Origin of the sequence: Dyadobacter sp. SG02, assembly GCF_900109045.1 — a bacterium.
GTDB lineage: Bacteria > Bacteroidota > Bacteroidia > Cytophagales > Spirosomataceae > Dyadobacter.
In genome coordinates, this window is the sequence record NZ_FNYL01000002.1 from 291264 (window position 1) to 310066 (window position 18803).

The 18803-nt window shown below is 52.9% G+C and carries 12 protein-coding genes; 5 read left to right on the forward strand and 7 right to left on the reverse strand.

Translation table 11 applies throughout. The annotated features are described in order from the left end of the window. The first annotated feature begins 7 nt into the window (after window positions 1–7). The 4 genes from BMW93_RS04920 (at window position 8) to BMW93_RS04935 (ending at window position 6516) form a co-directional block, all read left to right on the forward strand. Window positions 8–2089, forward strand: coding sequence for a transketolase C-terminal domain-containing protein (locus BMW93_RS04920; RefSeq protein ID WP_218147659.1), 2082 nt, complete (start codon window positions 8–10; stop codon window positions 2087–2089). 1 nt (window position 2090) lies between these two features. Continuing rightward, window positions 2091–2471 (forward strand): cupin domain-containing protein, encoded by a 381-nt coding sequence (locus BMW93_RS04925; protein WP_090374094.1) that lies wholly within the window; start codon window positions 2091–2093, stop codon window positions 2469–2471. 51 nt (window positions 2472–2522) lie between these two features. Next, window positions 2523–4853, forward strand: coding sequence for a PQQ-binding-like beta-propeller repeat protein (locus tag BMW93_RS04930; RefSeq protein ID WP_090374095.1), 2331 nt, complete (start codon window positions 2523–2525; stop codon window positions 4851–4853). Between the two features lie 247 nt (window positions 4854–5100). Further along, window positions 5101–6516 (forward strand): glycoside hydrolase family 125 protein, encoded by a 1416-nt coding sequence (locus BMW93_RS04935; protein WP_090374096.1) that lies wholly within the window; start codon window positions 5101–5103, stop codon window positions 6514–6516. A gap of 85 nt (window positions 6517–6601) precedes the next feature. Here BMW93_RS04935 and BMW93_RS04940 read toward each other — a convergent pair whose 3' ends face one another. The 7 genes from BMW93_RS04940 to BMW93_RS04970 all read right to left on the reverse strand — a co-directional run bounded on the left by BMW93_RS04940 (window position 6602) and on the right by BMW93_RS04970 (window position 13249). Continuing rightward, the gene (locus BMW93_RS04940) at window positions 6602–7189 is read right to left on the reverse strand and encodes a Crp/Fnr family transcriptional regulator (RefSeq protein WP_090374097.1); all 588 of its coding nucleotides are present in this window, start codon (window positions 7187–7189) and stop codon (window positions 6602–6604) included. Window positions 7190–7298: 109 nt separating this feature from the next. Beyond that, window positions 7299–8114, reverse strand: coding sequence for an alpha/beta fold hydrolase (locus BMW93_RS04945; protein WP_090374496.1), 816 nt, complete (start codon window positions 8112–8114; stop codon window positions 7299–7301). A 171-nt stretch (window positions 8115–8285) separates the two neighbouring features. Further along, a complete protein-coding gene (locus BMW93_RS04950; protein ID WP_090374098.1) occupies window positions 8286–8522 on the reverse strand; it encodes an alpha/beta fold hydrolase in 237 nt (78 codons plus the stop codon). A 96-nt stretch (window positions 8523–8618) separates the two neighbouring features. Then, window positions 8619–9872: a hypothetical protein gene (locus BMW93_RS04955; protein WP_143061593.1), complete on the reverse strand. Its 1254-nt coding sequence runs from the start codon at window positions 9870–9872 to the stop codon at window positions 8619–8621. Then, entirely contained in the window at window positions 9859–10443 is a 585-nt protein-coding gene (locus BMW93_RS04960; RefSeq protein ID WP_090374100.1) for an RNA polymerase sigma factor, read from the reverse strand. Before BMW93_RS04960 ends, BMW93_RS04955 begins: the two co-directional genes overlap by 14 nt. Window positions 10444–10492: 49 nt before the next feature. Next, complete coding sequence (locus BMW93_RS04965) at window positions 10493–11482, reverse strand: hypothetical protein (RefSeq protein WP_143061594.1); 990 nt, start codon at window positions 11480–11482, stop codon at window positions 10493–10495. Between the two features lie 156 nt (window positions 11483–11638). Next, window positions 11639–13249 (reverse strand): PQQ-binding-like beta-propeller repeat protein, encoded by a 1611-nt coding sequence (locus tag BMW93_RS04970; RefSeq protein ID WP_090374102.1) that lies wholly within the window; start codon window positions 13247–13249, stop codon window positions 11639–11641. 153 nt (window positions 13250–13402) lie between these two features. Here BMW93_RS04970 and BMW93_RS04975 point away from each other — a divergent pair, with 153 nt between their 5' ends. Further along, window positions 13403–18742, forward strand: coding sequence for a S8 family serine peptidase (locus tag BMW93_RS04975; protein ID WP_090374103.1), 5340 nt, complete (start codon window positions 13403–13405; stop codon window positions 18740–18742). The last annotated feature ends 61 nt before the right edge of the window (window positions 18743–18803 follow it).

Consider the following 18803-nt stretch of genomic DNA (forward strand, 5'->3'; position numbering starts at 1 on the left):
CTGAATTTTGATTTACCTGGATAACCAAAAATCCCTGGTCGGGAAGGGTATGGCCCTTTTGCTGGCGATCAAGGATTCCGACATACGGCTGCTGAGCCTGTACCAATGCAGGCACGCGGTGGACAATGCGATCCACATCGGCGGAGCCTTCTCGGCGACCATTCCGATGGTAAGCCTTTTCTACGGCGGCATTATCGACGTGAATGTAGAGCAACCCGCTGCTACGGGGCAAGATATGTTTGTGCTGAGTAAAGGCCACGCCGTGGCCACGCTGGCATCCATTTACCACGACCTCGGCTATTTCGGACACGAGATACTGGAAAACTCCCGTTCGCTGTCGAGCCTGCTCAACGGCCATCCCGGCCCGCTGTTGCCGGGTGTGCATGTCGCCACGGGCCCGATGGGCCAGGGGATGGGCGTGGCCCAGGGCTTTGCGATCGCGGGCCAGCGCACACGAGGGTTCGACGTGTACGCGGTGACGGGCGATGGCGAGTTGCAGGAAGGGCCGATATGGGAAACGGTCATGTACGCGGGCTTTAAAAAACTGGATAACCTCTGTGTGATGGTGGACCATAATGGCGGGCAGCTCGATAACGTGAACTCCCTGCATTTTCCCTACCATAACCTCGCCGCCAGCTTCGAAAGCTTTGGATGGCGCGTGCTGGAAGTCGATGCCACGCAGTACGAAACGATGCACCATGCATTACTGGAATTCAAATACGGCGAACGCGACGGGCGACCGACTGTGATCATTTGCCGGTCGACCAAAGGCCACGGCGGGTTTTCGGATTTCATGAATAACCACAAAGTGAATATCGCGGGCGATTTGCTGGATCAGGAAGAAGCATTGCAACAAGCGGGGCGGGAAAGGAGGGAAGCCGCATTCTTTCAGTTTCTGGATCGGCTTAATGCTGAAAAAAATACAAGAGAAATAGCGGATGCGTTGCTGCGGCATGCGCGGGAAATGGGTTTTGAATTAAACCTGAACACGAAAAGCGCTACCCGGCGGGCAGACGGCACTGTACGCACACAAAAAGCACCCGTGCGCGACAAACGCATTCAATACGAGTCCAATGCCCTTCCGAAACTGGAAAAAGGGAAGCAGTACGGTGCCAATAAAGTCATCGAATCGGTCATGAAAGTGCTGGCGCGGGACGAACGGATCGTGTCCATCGACTCGGACCTGGCTTCCACCAGCGGCTTGCAGGCCGGGGTAGGGTATGTGGATAAAACCCGCGCATTGAACGTGGGCGTCGCGGAAGCCAATATGATGCTCATCGGCGAAGCGTTTGCCGTGCTGGGGGCTAATGCCTGGATCAGTACGTTCTGCCCGTTTTTCGACTGGAAGGTACTGCGCCGCATTGCCGTGGGGCACCAGGAGCGGCTGGAAGTGATCGCCGCCAATGGCTGGCTGTCGGAGGGGCACGGTATCGACCTTACGCTCGTGGCTACCGCCGCCGACCTGGAAACGCAGTCCAATGGCGCCACGCATATGGGCAACGACGACGCGTTGATGCTCGCCGAGGCGGCTTATGTGCAGATAATCAATGTATCGTGTCCGCAGCAGCTGTTCAGTATCATACGCTGGATCGCGGAAGGCAACCGGGGGATCATTTACCTGCGGGTATTGCGCGCGCCGTCGGAGGTCATTTACCCTGTTGATTTTCAATTTGAACCGGGCAAATCTTATGCTGTCCGGAATTTCGCGAGCCCGGACGCCTGCATCGTGTCCAGCGGGCGTGGCGTGTACGAGGCGCTCGCCGCTTCGGAAATGCTCGAAAAGGCAGGGCGGCATGTGAACGTGATCGATATGCCATCGACCGACAGTGCGGCCATTGTTGCGCTGCACCGCTCGGGAACCCCGGTTTTCATCGCCGAACAGAACAATGGCTACCTGTGGGCGCAGTTCAGAAAGGTGCTTTTCGAAACGGAAACGGAGATCGATACCCGCCTGCTCGTGCCCGTGAACACGGCGAAGGGCGGTTTGCATTACATCCATTCGGGTACCTATGCCGAGCTGGCCGCGCATTATGGCCTGGACGCGGCCGGGCTGGCGGATACTATTTTGAAAACCATAAACGGAAACTGAAATGACGATCATTCACGAGAAATCCACGCCCGAAGTCGAACATCCGGGGCGGTATATGCGCTGGCTGGTGGGCGACGAGGGGCTGCAAGCCGAAAATCTGTCCGTTTGCGTCATCCGCGTCCTGCCCGGCGAGGCAGTCCGGCCGGCGCATTCGCATCCGCATAGCGAGGAGCTGATTTACATTATCAATGGCTCCGGAAAGGTCATGATCGAGGGTGAGGTAGGGGCGGTGGAGCCGGGTACCGCCGTGCTTTTCGAGCAGGGAAAGGTGCATATGCTCAAAAACACCGGCAATGTGGAAATGAAAGTGATCTGCTTTTTCGCCCCCGCAACCAGTGTCGATAACTACAAAATGTTCGAAGCCGTCGATTTCCCCGAATAGCGCGTAAACCGCGCATTCATTCCTAAACCTTTATCCAACCTGTTTTGCATCATGGGAATCCTGAAATTCAAACCCAAACTACATCCCTGGAACCGGTTATTCCTGTGGGGATTTTTCTTTGTGATCGTGCTGGTGGCGTGTGCCGCGATGAGCTGGAATTCCTCAAAGCCGGGGACAGCAGACCGTTATAAAACCTGGCACGATTACGGCGGCGCGCCGGATCAGTCGAAGTACACCGAATTGGCCCAGATCACTAAAAGCAATGTAAGCAAGCTGCAAGTAGCCTGGACTTATGCAACCGAAGACGAGGTGGTTTACCAGTTCAACCCGCTGATCGTCGACAATGTCATGTATGTTTTAGCCAAAGACAATTCGCTGGTGGCGCTGGATGCGGCCACGGGCAAGGAAATCTGGATCCACGCGCATTTGCAGGGCATTTCGGCGCGGGGCGTCAACTACTGGGAAAGCGCCGACCGCAAAGACCGACGGCTCGTGTTTCAGATCAATAACTACCTGCAGGCGATCGACGCAGTTACCGGGAAATCCATTCTCAGTTTTGGTGAAAACGGGCTGACAGACCTCCGCCAGGACCTCGGCCGCGACCCCAAAATGGTCACGCGTGTGCAATCGGGCACGCCGGGCAAGGTTTTCGGGAATCTGCTCATACTCGGGTCGGCTACCGGGGAGAATTACATGTCGATGCCGGGGGATATCCGCGCCTACGACATCGTGAGCGGCAAACTGGCCTGGACGTTCCATACCATTCCGCACCCGGGCGAATATGGTTACGAAACCTGGCCCAGGGACGCCTACAAATACATCGGAGGCGTGAACTGCTGGGGCGAAATATCGGTGGATGCCCGGCGGGGTATTGCCTACATCCCGCTCGGCTCGCCTACCTACGACTACTACGGGGGCGACCGCCAGGGAAACAACCTGTACGGGAACTCCATTCTCGCGCTCGACGCCCGCACCGGCAAGCGGTTGTGGCATTACCAGCTCGTACACCACGATCTTTGGGACTATGACCTGTCGGCCGCGCCGCAGCTGATCACCGTCAAGCACAATGGCAAGGACATCGACGCTGTCGCTGTGGCCGGTAAAAACGGCTTCCTGTTCGTGTTCGACCGGGTAACCGGGAAGCCGCTGTGGCCCATCGAGGAGCGGCCCGTACCTGCGAGCGACGTGCCCGGCGAGCATGCATCGCCTACGCAGCCGTTCCCGACCGTATTGCCGCCCTTCGGCAGACAGAACATGACGGCCAAAGACCTCAATCCCTACTTCCTTACCGACGAGGAACGCAAGCATTGGACGGCCCGCATCGATTCGATGGGGACCGGATTGTACACGCCCGTTTCCATGAACCGCGAAACTTTATCCATACCGGGCGCCGTGGGCGGTGCCAGCTGGGGAAGTACCGCCGCCGACCCGCAAAAAGGCATTGTATACATTCGCAGCATCGACTGGCCCTCGGTGTACGGCAAAGTGCATAAAAGGGAGCAGGGCGGAGGCGCCGTTTCGAAGGACAATGGGGGCCAAAGCATTTACGCACAAAATTGCCAGGCCTGCCACGGGGCCGACCGAAAGGGCGGAATAGGACCGGAGCTGCTGGGCATCGGTTCCAAGCTGGATTTTGAAAAATTCCACCGGCTCGTTTTTTCAGGTAAAGGAGAAATGCCCGCATTCGCGCACCTGGACGAGCCGACGATGAAAAAATTGTATGGGTTCCTAACGGGCGAAACAGGGCCGGCACGTCCGGGAAGGCCTGCGCCCGGGAAGCTCAAACCTCCGGTGGGTCCCGTGGTGGCTACGGGCGGGGCCCCCGGCGGGCTTGCCTTGCGGGAAATCGATCCTTCGCTGATGAATGCACGGGTACAGGGTCCCAATTCTTACGGCGTTCCCTATCCGGCTGGTACCAGTGCGCCCGAAGCCCGCTACTTCATCCCGCCGGGCTGGGGGTTGGGCTATCCTTACCTCATCGGCCCGCCGTGGTCGTCCATTATCGCCTACGATCTCAACAAAGGGACGATCAAATGGCGTATCCCGGTGGGCGAAGACCGGCAGGTAACGGCCCTGGGCGGCCCCCGCAGCGGCTTGCTCCGCGCGCAGCGTAACGGCATGATCGTCACTTCGACAGGCCTGTTGTTCTGTACCGGTAAGGACGGTAAATTCTACGCATTCGACGCCGAAACCGGCCGGGAGCTATGGGCAGGCCAATTGCCCGCAGGCACGCAGGGCTTACCGTCCACATACGAGGTGAACGGTAAACAATACCTGGTGGTAGCCGCTACCGCTCCGCTCAGCTTCGGGCGGGATGAGGAAGGCTCGAAAACGCAGGGTAATGCATTGCGAAAAAGTTATGTCGTGTTTGCATTGCCGTAACGGAGCTACTTAAGAGACAAGTTCACGGACACCCGGGCGGCGATCGCAGCCTATGAAAATGCCATGCGGGCAAAGGTGGCCGACGAGGCCCGGGTGTCGTTGGAAATGGCGGAATGGATGCTTGGCGAAGGTGCGCAGACCAGAATGGTTGCATTGTTGAGTTCTGTGATGGAGTAGCAGGATTAATTAATCCTCCCTATTTTAGCGGTCCTGCATTATAAATACATCAATACTAATTTACAGTGTAATGAACCGAAACCTGTTTTTGAAGAATGCCGCCCTGCTGGGCACCGGGCTGATGGTCGGCAAAATGCCGGCTTTCGCCAAACCTGATTTCCCCTCCGTGCGCGTACCTGCCGACAAGCGGCATTTCAGCAGCGTGGCGGTTGAGGAAGCCATCAAAGAATTTCAGTCGAAGGTAAAAGACCAGGAACTTGGCTGGCTTTTCGGAAACTGTTTTCCCAATACCCTCGACACCACCGTTACCCACAAAACCGAAGGAGGTCGTCCGGATACGTACGTGATCACCGGCGATATCGACGCGATGTGGCTTCGGGACAGTACGGCGCAGGTGTGGCCCTACCTGCATTTCATCAAGAAAGACAAACCCTTGCAGCAGCTCATCGCGGGGGTGATCAACCGGCAGACGGCCTGTATCCTGCGCGATCCTTACGCCAATGCATTCTACGACGATCCGGCCAAAGTAGGCGAATGGAAAGACGACGACACCGACATGAAACCCGGTCTGCACGAGCGCAAATGGGAGATCGATTCGCTCTGCTACCCGATCCGCCTCGCGCACCGGTACTGGCAGCTTACCGGCGACACCGCGCCGTTTGATGCTACCTGGCAAAAAGCCATTGCGTTAACCCTTAAAACCTTCAAAGAACAGCAACGCAAGCAGGATAATGGCCCGTACCGATTCCAGCGTAAAACCGCCTGGGCAACCGACGGTGTGCCGATGAACGGCTACGGCTACCCGGTCAAACCCGTGGGGCTGATCTGCTCCGCCTTCCGCCCGAGCGACGATGCGACGATCTACTCGTTTCTGATACCTTCCAACTTCTTCACTGTGACCAGCCTCCGCCAGGCGGCAACCATGCTCGGCAAACTGAATGGCGAAAAATCGCTCATTGCGGAGCTCACGGCGCTGGCCAACGAGGTGGAGCAGGCATTGAAGCAACACGCAGTCGTGACGCACCCGCAATACGGGAAGGTGTACGCCTACGAGGTAAACGGCTTCGGCAGCTATAACCTGATGGACGACGCCAATGTGCCGAGCCTGCTGGGTATGCCGTATCTGGATGCAATGCCCATTTCCGACCCGATTTACCAGAATACCCGCAAACTGATCCTTTCGCTGAACAATCCTTTCTTCTTCAAAGGCAAAGCGGGAGAGGGTATCGGCGGCCCGCATATCGGGCTGGATATGATATGGCCGATCGGTATTACAATCCGTGGTATGACCAGCAAGGACGATAAGGAGATCCGCGAATGCGTTCAGATGCTCAAAAAGAATCACGGAGGCACCGGGTTTATGCACGAATCCTTCCATAAGGACGATCCTGCCAAATTTACGCGTTCGTGGTTTGCGTGGGCCAATACACTGTTCGGGGAATTCCTGTGGGAGACCTATCAATCCAAGCCGCATTTGCTCGCCTGATTTACAATAGATTAGATCTACATAATTGACCTAAAACGGGCGTCTTCACACACTTTGCAGACGCCCGTTTTAGGATTTGTGACGTTCATCGAGCCCTTCTCGTAAATTCACGTCTGATGCGGCTTAACGAGGTGTCGGTGACGTTCAGATAGGAAGCTATTTGTTTTAACTGCGCGTGCTGAAATATCTCTTTGCCGGAAGTGACCAGTTTTTCATACCTGGCTTCGCCGCTCAGATTGATCATTTCCAATGCCCGTTTTTTAAACAAAACATACTCTTTGGCCAGCATTGCCACGCCGTATGCCCGGAATTCAGGCACATCGTGCATCAGCACATTCAACTGGTCGTAGCCGATGGAATAACCCATGCAATCGGTTACCGCCTGAATACTCTCCGTGGACTTTGTTTTCAGGTAAAATGACGATACCTCAAACACCACACTGTCCCTCTGATAGAAATTTGTCGTAATCTCGTTCCCGTTGGTGTCAAAGGTAAAGGCACGCATAAGTCCGGTCTGAAGAAAGAAGTAACGATCATTGATTGATCCCTCTTTAAGGAAGAACTCGTCTTTGGCAAAACGAAGCTCATCGAAATATTCAACCACCAGATCCAGGGTCCGGTCCGGGAACGACAAGTTTCTTAAAATGTAATTTTTTAGTCCCTGCTTATCCATGTATTAATCTTGTTGTATTTTTTACAAAAGCCGTTTTGCGTGACGGGAAGTTAAGTAAAACACCCGGCTGCATTGTGCGCTGCTTTTGCTTTGAAGAACAAGCATTAATTTAATGAATATTTGACGCCTGGACTAACAGCGCAGTCAGTGAATCGGGTTTTGAAAGAAACGGACTATGTCCCGTGTTGATTTGAAAGACGGCCTTAACACCGCCAGCTGTGATCATCCTTGCCTGTAAGGAGGGTGAAACCACGTGGTCTTGCAGCGTTTTGATAAAGATCTTTTCGACCGAACCAAAATTTTGTTCGGTCAGCGTAACAGGGTTTATAAATGGAATGAGTGGTTCCGTGCGGTAATTTTTCAGTACCAGGTTTTGAATATCGGGCGTGCCATCCTGGATAAACAGGTTGACAATCTGATTCTGCTTCACATCCACCGTCACGCTATTGAAGATCAGGACACCCGCGCCGCCAAGTTGTGAATCGGGGTCGGTGTGTGCCAGGCTGTCCAGGGTCTGGCCGGACGCCGGTAAATAGGCAGCTACGTAAACAAGTTTCTCGATTTTCTCCGGCATTGCTTCCGCTACCGAGGATATGATCATCCCGCCCAGACTATGGCCTACCAAAATCGCTTTGCCGTCAATGGCTGAAAGGGCAGCTATTACTTTCTCTTTATAGGTATCTAACGTTATTTTTTCAGGAGGTGTCTGGTCGTTTCCATGGCCCGGTAACTCCACCACGGTGACTTTATTTCCCTGGCCTTCAAGACTGGTTTTTACCGATTGCCAGACATACGGTGCCTGCCACGCTCCGTGTACGAGCACGAATTCCTTAGGCTTCGCCGGCTGGGCATGGTCAGTGGTACAGGAGTTCAGGAGAAAGATACAGGCAACGAAGAAAAATTGGATGAATCTTAGATTTGTCATGATTTGCATTGGGTTGATTTTGATATATGTTATCGGGCTTCGAAGGATATGATAGCCGATAATATGGGAGAATGGACGATGAATGGGGTATGACTTGACGGCAGCGAATAGGTTCTCCGGATGCCGGCGTTTTGAACCATCTTTTGTTGAAGCGAATGGCTTACCGTATGGTCATATTCCGTGTGGATATATACCTCTTCGATAAGGGCCGAACCGGCGTTTGTAAGGGTTGCCGTGGCCCGGCAGATTTACCATGATTACCCTGTTTCCGGTCGAGACGAGCTGGTCGGCAGTATTATGCCAGTCGTTTGCAGACGACCACGCCCCGTGGACAATCACGATCGTGTTGGTACCTGTCAAAGGCAAGGGGCCTTTGTCCGTATCTTCGGTATTACCTCTGTTTTGCATAGCATTATTGTTAAGTACAATGCAAAGGAATAGCGAATAAAACCGGCTACACTTGTCTTATGACAAGTAATGAGGGTAAGCTGGCGGAAGCCACACCTATTTTCCAGCATGTATTTCGAGTGTAATTGCGATTCCAACCTGGTACGGTTGCACTTCGAAGCGCCCGCGGGCGGCGTTCAGTTTTGTGAGGCCGTATGTCAGGTGAGGGCCGAGAACCAATGACGTACTCTTGCTTAAATAGATTTGCCGGCCTACCATAACGGTGCCCCAGGCAATGCCTTGCCGTGCGCTGAAATCATGCGAATATTCGACCCCGACGTTCGCCAAATACCGCGTAAGCTTGTGGCTGCTGAATGATATTTTTTTGGAAAGGCCAATGCCTATCATGTTCAGGGTCTGGCTTTCCTCCATACCAATTCCTTTTCGGACCCATTCCTGGCTTGCATTACCTTGTTTTAAGATGTACTCGTCGGTGGCGGTCTCATAGTAAAAAGCCTGCGTGAAATGGGTATAGGACGCTTGCAGTTGCCAGCCGTTCTGTTCGATGCCCGCGTGGAATTTGTATGCCATCTTTTTAGCCGATAATGCAGGTGCGAACCGGAAATTCTGGTAGGTAACCTGCTGATTGGGCTTTATGTGGATCAATTGAAATGTATTCATGGGCGAAAAACCGAAGAGGATGCTCCAAGGTTGCACGGCCCGTTTGGGCTTCGGTTGGGTTGCATTGCGACCAGGAATCTCTACGGAGGCAACGGCGACTGTCGGGAAGGTGCTTTTGCGTGCTGTGAGCATTTTCAAATCGGGCACGCCGACAGGTCCGTTATCGGCGATCACTGCGGAATCTGACAGGCTGGTATCGACATTTCCGGCGATTATGTTTTCCGATGAGGCGGGCCATTGCTTTTCAGCTACTTCAACGTCCTCAAATCCTCTCGCTTTCGACAATGCCGGAAGTACAGATTCCGGCTTCGGTTCCGTGGTTTGTTTCGCCTTTGCCTTGAACCTGGATTTTGTAGTACGTGGTGCTTCGGCATGATCAGCTGTAAGTTCGATCGGGTGGCCGCCATTCAGGTTTATGCTTTTATTCCGGTGAGCGATTCCCGTATCGGGTGTTTTTGAAACAAGGGCCAGCTGCCCAGCCGACTTCCGATGGGCAAGTGGTGTAATCGACAACATACTGCAAATCAACAGCGCAATCGCCTTCGCCCACAGGGTGTTAACAGGTCTGTCGGCAGCGGCGTTCAATATGATTCCGGCCAGTCGCGGATCGGGCTGATCGGCTGTCCCGGTCAGCTTTTTTCGGAGCGCCGACCCCATCCACTCGTTTATTTCGTCGTCAGAGTGTTTCATATCTGCTAATTCCGGCTTGTTGTAATTTCTTGATTAATAGATTCCGCCCGCGCAAGAACTGCGAGCGGGATGTGCTGTCGGATATGGAAAGCATTTTGGCGATCTCTACATGCGAGTAGCCGTCGATCAAATGCAGGTTGATAATGATCCGGTAGCCGTCGGGCAGCTGGCCGATTATTTCTCTCAATTCGTTCACACTTATTCTTTCGATGATCAGATCGTGCCGTTCCGCCTCGACGTCAATCGCATAGGCATCTGCGGAGACGTGCCGCGTTTCCAGTTTCGTCGTTCGGTGATAATAGTTGATCGCCGTTCTGATCACCACCGACTTGATCCACGAATCGATCGTTTCAGGATTTATCACTTCGTCGATATGTTTGAAAACCTTGATAAACGACTCCTGGTAAATGTCTTCCGCTTCGGCTTTCGTTTTCGCGTAGCGCAGGCAAATTCCAATCAGCTCCGATTTGTAACGTTCGTAAAAGACAGTCTGCGCCCTGGGATCGAGCCTTTGACATGCTTTTACGAGGTCGGTTAATGTGTTGTATTTCTTATTCAGGAAAAACTTCATCAGGGGTAGTGAACGCGGAGAATCGACAGGACATGTTAACGAGGTCTTATTACTGGGCCGCTGCTGTGCCCGATAGTTCAAGCCGGCTCATTTTAAAGTCCTTATTGAAAGATGCCTTTATCTCCGCAGCGGGCGCAACGGTGCCGGGCGTCATGTCTTTTAACCTGATCGAATAGCCTGTTGTGCCGCTATCCGAGAACTTGTAATTTTCCGGCCCGGCCAGCTGAAATTTTTGAAAATTGGGGATAATGCTTGAAATATGCTGCGTAATGGGTGTCGGAAAGTCATTCAGGGATGTGATAGCCTCCATATTTTCGGTCGTCTGTAATATTTGACCTTCTTGATTGATAATGTAATTGTTGCAACAGTTATTGACCATCAATTGGGCGCTGTTATCATCAAAGACCCACGCCCAGAATTGCCCGGTAGTAAACCCTTTTTTGGCCGCGAAACTAGCGAGTACCGAGGGCACTTCGGCCGCAGTACTGTTATTGGATGTGTAAAAGAATTTGGCGTAGGGGATCAGCCACCACATGTAGACCCATTCCGGGCCCGGCCCACCGCGGTACGGGCGAATCCAGTAAATCAGGTACTCCTTGCCGCCTGCGGTTAGTTTGACATTATACATCGGCAAGGCCGTTTCCCAGGTAATTTTATTGATCAAATCCTCCCGGTAATCCGAGAATACGGCATTTTCAAAACTAATGGGGATATTGTTCCTGAATATTCTTTCGAGCGAGTCCGGTAAGCCGGGGCTGATCAATTTTTGTTCGGCGACGATCTTCTCCGGGTTCAGGCCCAGGTAATATTGTACCCCGTTTTCCGTCAGGCGCGCTTCCCATAATTCATTCTCTGTGACCGTTTTGAAGACAATGTCGGATGCGCCCGGATGTTTTTCCGAGACCAGGCGTCCAATCGAATCCGGAACGGTCGACGGGGAAGGTTCGGGTCCTTTTACTTTATCACAAGAAGAAAGGGATACGCAGGCCAGCAGGATTAGTGACAGGGCGCTTAAAAAATAGCTCAATCGATTTTTCATGGTCTGATGGATAAACAGGCTTTTTATTGACTTCGGCCCTCAGACACGCGTGGCTTAAAAGATCGTTGCACATTCGGAAAATGTTTTATCAAAATATATTAAATATAGTTGGGGCAAAAAGAATCGCTAAATAACAGATGCCGACCGGTTCCGTTTCTAACGCCCCTGGCTCCCCACGGCCCCGCCGAATGCGCTCATAAAAGGGCGCATATCCATTTCTGCGATATTGAGGTTGGATTTCCGGTAGTAAAACTTCGTCCCGAAACGCGATGCGGAAACAGGGATTTCGCATCGCGCCACCGGCAGGTTGTCGACTTTGCTGACGATGAAAGTTTCTTTGTCGTTGCCCAGAAACCTAAAATCGGGGGTTTCGAAGTAGTTTTTGTACAAGATATTCTTGTCTACTTTTTCTACAAATACAAAATCGTTGTTGAATTTCAGGACGTCGCCCTCCTGCGAAAGGATATAGTAATGGTCGCGGTCGAGGCTTAGCTGCGTGCAGGCCGAATCTTTTTTGGCAAATAAACCATCCGATACGAATGAATGCATTTCACTGCCATTGTCCATGCCGATCTTGTTTTTCTGGGTCAGTCCCTCGGGCGAAAATTCGTGAATTTCGAGCTTGTCGCGGTACAGAAGGTACAGATCGCCACCCTGGATCGTATAGTCGGTAAAGTAATTTTTACGTTCTTCCCAAACCTTCATGAAAAGCTGCCGGCCTGTGCCTGCATCGAATGCCGTAATAAACGGCGTGCCGAAACGTGCCGGGCGGCCAAATTTCATGGCATACCCCGTGTTGATCATATACAGCACATTTCCTTCCCTGAACAGGTGTGATTTACTGGTCTGTTTCTCGTTCAGGTCGGTGGACCAAACGGTTTTACCATCCAGCGAATGGCAGCTGATTTTATTCTTGGCTGCGAAGAAAACGGAGTCTTTATGGAAAACTAGATTCGAGCAAATGTTCAGGAAAAGGTTCATGTAGGAACCTCCGCCGTAAGGTACCGCATAGTATCCGCCGCCCAATGCGCCGCTGGTAGCACCTACCGCAACGCCCGCGAGTACCGCCAGCCCGACCTTCCCCATATCCACCTTTTCGGCATGCGATACGCGGTCCACCGACCAGCCTTCCCCGTCCGTCAACTTCACCCAATGCAGGCCCGACGACTTGATCAGCGCCGTTTCGTCGTCCAGCATTTGCAGATCCTCCCAGCCGTAAAAGCCGGGCACGTACCTGTGCCAGACCGACCGGCCATTTTCCAGGTCAATGCCCTGCATCACTTTGAAACCGCCATCCTTCAAGTTGTAAGACAATGCACGGCCCAGTTCGGGAAACATTTTGAACACGATTCCCTTCGAAGTCCAGAGGGGCAAGCCGGTGTCGGGGTTAAGCCTTTCCAGTTTGTTACCCTGCTGTTGGAGCATCACATTACCGTCCAGCAGCCACTGGCTTTGTGCGTATTTGAATTTTTTCTGCCATTTGGTCTGCCCGGTAGCAGGATCGAAAACCATCACTTCGCCTTTGAAAGTCCACATTTCCTTGTTCGGGTTTTTCTTGCGGAGCATGACGGCAATCGACGACTCGTCGGGCAGCGGGTGAATGCGAAATACGGGCATCCCGAAACCCATTTCCCGGCCCATGAGCGGCGTGTTGGTCCGGAAATCGATGCCGGTTTGCACATCGTTGAAGATAGGCTGGATTTTGGATTGGGAAAACGCGCCGACAATAGGATGTAGCAGGACAAAAAGTAATAGAAATTTTTTCATGAAAGAGTTATGGAACTGATAAGTGAGGTGTTTTGATCTCTAAATATCGAAATTAATTCTATAAATACTACCAGTTACATAAGACAGGTATAGCCAAACTTTCGTTGCATTATTCTATTTTCGCATATCCCTTGACTATCGGTTACAAAACGTATGATTTCCAGAAAACGGACGGCCTGTCTACTGTTGCTTCTATTATGCTCTTTTTTCAAAATCATCGCGCAGCGCTCACCAGGGCGACAATTATTTCTGAAAAACCGGGTGCTGGTGCTTCCCCAAGCCGACGCCGATGAAATTGCCGCAAGCTCCGGTCGTACGCGACTGGCTGGGGGGCAAAAATCGCTGGTAATTATTCAGTTTAACAAAATACCCGACCGGGCGACGCAATCGCGCTTGAAAGACGATGGTATCGAATTGCTGGATTATGTTCCCGATCATGCTTATACGGCCACAATGGCCGGGGCCGTCGATGGAAATGCATTAAGGAAGTTGGGTGTGCGGGCCGTATTCAGGCCGGGGCCGGAGGATGTCGTAGAACCTGCATTGTTGTCGGGCATTGTACCTGACCATGCCCGCAAGGTCGCAGGGAAAACAGATGTCAGACTGAGCTTTGCCCGATCGTTTTCCGTGGAAGAAGTGAAGCGCGACCTTACCCAAAATGGTTTCGAGGTGATCTACGAAGGCCTGAGTGCCTACCAGGTGGTGGACGTCAGAATTCCCGACGGCAGTGTCCGGCGCCTCGCCGGACTTCCCTGGGTACAATACATCGCCCCCGTGGCGCCTCCCTCCGAAATGCTGAACAACAAGAGTACTGCGGGTACCAAGGCGAATGTGCTGGGTTCGACGGCTATCCTGGGTTACAAACTGACTGGTGAGGGGGTAACGATTGGTCTCGGCGATGATTCCAACCCGATATTGCACCCGGATATTGGCAAGCGGGTGATCAGCTACACGTCCCTGGGCGACAACGGCTGGCACGGTATACATGTAGGCGGAACGGCCGCCGGCTCCGGTTTGCTTAATGAGAAATACCGGGGGTACGCGCCGAAATCGAAGGTTGTATTCGAGAATAGGGCGGATATCTGGACAAAAGCCGCGTCGCTGACCAGAGATTATGGAATGGTGGTAACCAGCAATACATACGGCGGTTATACCTATTGTGATTATATGGGAATTTATATGAATGGATCTGCGGTGCTCGATCAGCAGGCGTTTGAATTTCCCTATTTGCAGCAAGTTTTCGCCGCCGGTAACAGCGGATTGGAGACGAATTGTCAGGGCCTGGGCTATCCGGCCGGTTTTGGTACGGTACTGGGCGATTTTCAGTCAGCGAAGAACATCCTGACGGTGGGCAGGACCCAGGCAGCCATTACGATCGCCAATTTATCTTCGTCCAAAGGGCCTACCGCCGACGGTCGTATCAAGCCCGAGGTGGTGGCTCCCGGCAGTGATATTGTTTCGACCGTTCAAAACAATGGCTATCAGGGTGGATCGGGGACGAGCATGGCCACGCCGGCGGTGACGGGCGGGGCAGCGCTTCTCTACGAGCGGTACCGTCAACTGCATCAGCAGAGTAATCCCAAAAACGCGTTGGTGAAGGCGTTGATATGCAACGGGGCTACCGACGTAGGTTTGCCCGGGCCGGATTTCAGTCATGGCTTTGGTATGATGAACTTGCTCCGATCGGTAACAATGCTCGATAAGGGACATTATTTCAGTGGAGAAATGACGGATTCCGGCATCAATACGCACCAGATCGTCGTTCCGGCCAATACGGCCAAATTGAAGATCATGCTCTACTGGAACGACCCCGCCATGTCCATGCTGGCTGGCCAGGCATTGGTGAACAACCTCGATCTGTCGGTAACCCGGCCCGGAAATACCAAAGTTTTACCCAAATTCCCTTCGGCGGCCGCTCCCCTGGCCGCGGCTGTGCCCGGCGTCGATTCGGTCAACAATATTGAGCAGGTCGTGCTCGAAGAACCGGCTGCGGGCACCTATTCCATTAAGGTCGAAGCCTCGCGCATTCCGCAGGGTGTGCAGGAGTATTTTGTCGTGTACGATGTGATCGAGCCTTCGCTGACTGTCACTTATCCCCTGGCGGGAGAGCATCTCACGAAAGGCGATGCGGTCAATATCTGCTGGGATTCTTACGGAGACACGCTCAGCACATTCAACGTAGCCTATTCGCTCAATAACGGAACGGCCTGGACCACGCTCAATGCCAACGTTGCGGCCGACCAGCGGCAATTAGCCTGGACCGTACCCGACGCCGCCACAGGAACCGCGAAGGTGCGGGTCATACGGAACGGTACCGCCTTTACAAATACGAGCGGCTCCTTCGCAGTGCTCGGTATTCCCGCCGTTACGCTGCAAGCCGCTCAATGTGAGGGGTATATCGCATTGCAATGGAATGCAATCGGCGGGGCTTCGGATTACGAGGTGATGATATCGACCGGCGGTGAAATGAAGTCGGCCGGGCTGACAACCGGACTGAAATACACATTGCAGTCCCTGTCGAAAGACTCTACCTATTACGTATCGGTCAGGGCGCGGAAAGATCAGGCGCCGGGGCGCCGGTCGGTGGCATTGATCAGAAAGCCGGATAACGGCACTTGCCAGGGCACCATTTCGGATAATGATCTCGGTATCGAGGCCGTTGTGGCGCCTTTGCCAGCCGTAAGAGCTTTTACCAAATCAGTTTACACCACCGAACAGGCCATTACCATTCGCATCAAAAACCTCGATGATCAGCCGCAAACGAAACCATTTGAGGTCGGGTACTCGCTGGGCGGGGCTATGCATTGGGAGCAGGTCAATATTACTTTGCCGGCGACGGCGAGTACGGATTACACTTTTCAGCGGCGCGAGAATCTGGCTTCGGTCAGCGACGCGACATTACAGGTACGCGTACGCCTCGCGGGCGATCCCGGGCAAATCAATGATTCGCTCGTGGTGAAGCTACGCCAGATCCCGAATCCAAAGCTCGTATTGCCTTATTTGCTGGATTTGAAATCTGTTCCTCCCCAGGACATCCGCGTTTCCACCGCGGGGATTGCCGGCGCGGATGCATTTGACTTTACTATTGCCTCCGGCAACAGTCGATTGACGACTGTGGTGAGGCCAGGTTACGCATCCCAGGGTGGATTTGTCCTGGCCGCCATCTCATCACCGTCAAGTTCTCTGTGTTACCTGGATGGTACATTCAACCTTTCTGGTTACCGGGTGCAAGACGACGAAGTATGGCTGCGATTTAGGTACCCCCAGGGATACTTTTATCAGAATGTTGCCCCGCAAATTCGGGGCAGCGGCAGCGATCCATGGATTAACGTCGTTGTAGAGGAGGCCTACCTTTTGGAAGATCTTATTGAAGGGTACAAGATGGCGCAGGTGGAAATCACGCCATTGCTTCGAGCTAATGGACAGGAATTTACGACAGATTTCCAGGTAAGGTGGAATCATCAGCATCCATCCGGTGGGGTGCTCTTTAGCGACATTCAGCTGTTAAAAGCAAGTAGCGATATTGTGGCAACCAAGCTGGAAGCCCCTTCATTATCGCTTTGTGATTTCCCCATCGTTCCCCCCATGAAAGCGGTATTTAAAAATAACGGTACGCACGATTGCTACGATGTGCCAGTTAAGATTTCGTTCGACGGCGACGTATTCTACCGCACAATACCCCGCATTAAAAAGGATAGCGAGGTGGACTTGGATTTTATTTATCCGCCAAACGTACAGCAAGAAGGCAAACATGTGGTGAAAGTTTGGTCCGAAAAAGCGATGGATATAAACCTGTCCAATGATACGATCACAGCTGAGTTCTATATTACAGGAACCGTTGCGGCCAGCCCCTACCGCGAAAGCTTCGAATCGGGAAATGGCGGATGGTATACTAGCGGCACAAATTCTTCGTGGGAGCATGGCACGCCCACAAGCGGAGGTTTCCCGAATGTGGTCAGCGGCTACTATGCATGGAAGACCAATCTGACAGGGCACTACAACAATAACGAAGAGTCCTATCTCTATTCTCCCTGCCTGGATACGCGCAATTTGCAAACGCCCGTGCTGAGTTTCGTGGCACGAATGGACATCGAGCAGTACAACGGCGAACCATGTGACATGCTGTACGTCGAGTACAACACCGGCTATGGATGGTACCAGCTGGGTATGCTACAACAAGGCGTAAACTGGTATAATCTCGAGAGTAACGGCCAAGTCTTCTGGCAGGGCAAGGTGGCCGACGGATGGAGGGTGTTTTCAACTGAGCTGCCGCATAGCGAATACCTGAAACTCCGGTTTGTTTTCAAAAGCAATGGGGCCGGAACGGCCGAGGGAGCGGTAATCGACGACATCAATATTGCCGATATGTTGAGTTCTGAAATTTACTACGGGGCAACGCCGCCGAACGAAATTGCCCCGGTTCCGACTATTTATGACGCCTGGTCGCATTTCAGGTTGGGGAATTTCATTGTGGCATCGGTCAATCCGCAAGGACAGGACATTGCTGGCTTAACGCTCCAAACCTTCGTGAATGACGGGCCTTTACGGGTGAGTGAAAATGAGTTGGTACTGGACCGGAATTTTGTATTTAATACTGCCAAAACCTTTGAAAAACCCGTCATCGTGCGGCTGTACGTTCCTGAAACCGACGTCGGGCGATTGATCTCCGCGGCGGACCAACCGAATGTAACGAAGCCGAAATCGGCTTATGACCTTGCAATAACGAAGTATTCCGGTGCAAACCAGGACGGCTCACTGGACAACAATGCCAGAGAAGGGTGGGAATATTTCGAGCCCGGCAAAGTCAAAAAAGTCCCGTATTTAAACGGCTACTACCTGGAATTTGAAACAAAAAGCTTCTCGGAATTCTGGGTGGCGAGAGACTATATGGGGACGGGCAAGCCCTTACCCGTAACACTGATCAATTTTGTCGCGGAAAAAGGCATTTCCGGGGAAAGCGCTATCGTCGACCTGAAATGGTCCACCGCTTCGGAAACGGATTTCAGCCATTTCGTCGTGCAGGTCGCGACCGATGCGGAAAATGTCAGGAAGGGAATTTTCCAGGACCTGGGAACAATCGCCGGCCAGGGCGGAAATGGAACGCGGACGTACACTTTCACCGATGGTCCGCAGCATTTCAACGGCACACGCTACTACCGCCTGAAAATGGTCGACCACGCGACGGACGGCTCCGAAGGGGCCATTGCTTATTCGTCCATCAGGTCCGTCGTTTTCGACCAGGCGATGGAATGGAAAGTCTTCCCGAACCCTTCCAAAGGGGTGTTCCGGATCGAGCGGGAAAGCGGGCTGGGCGGACCTGTGCGGCTCTCGGTATTCGACCTGAACGGAAAACTGTGCAAAGAGCTGGAATTCAGGCAGGCAACGAAGAAACTGGAAGTCGATCTCGGCTCGCCGGACCTCGCCAACGGCCTTTATTTGATCAAGGTGACATCAACGGAAGGAGAAAAGCAGTTCAAGGTGGTGAAGGAGTAAAGTAGCTTCGGGCGTGCGGCAATGTTAAAAAATTGGTAAATATCGGCCGCGACCGGAGATT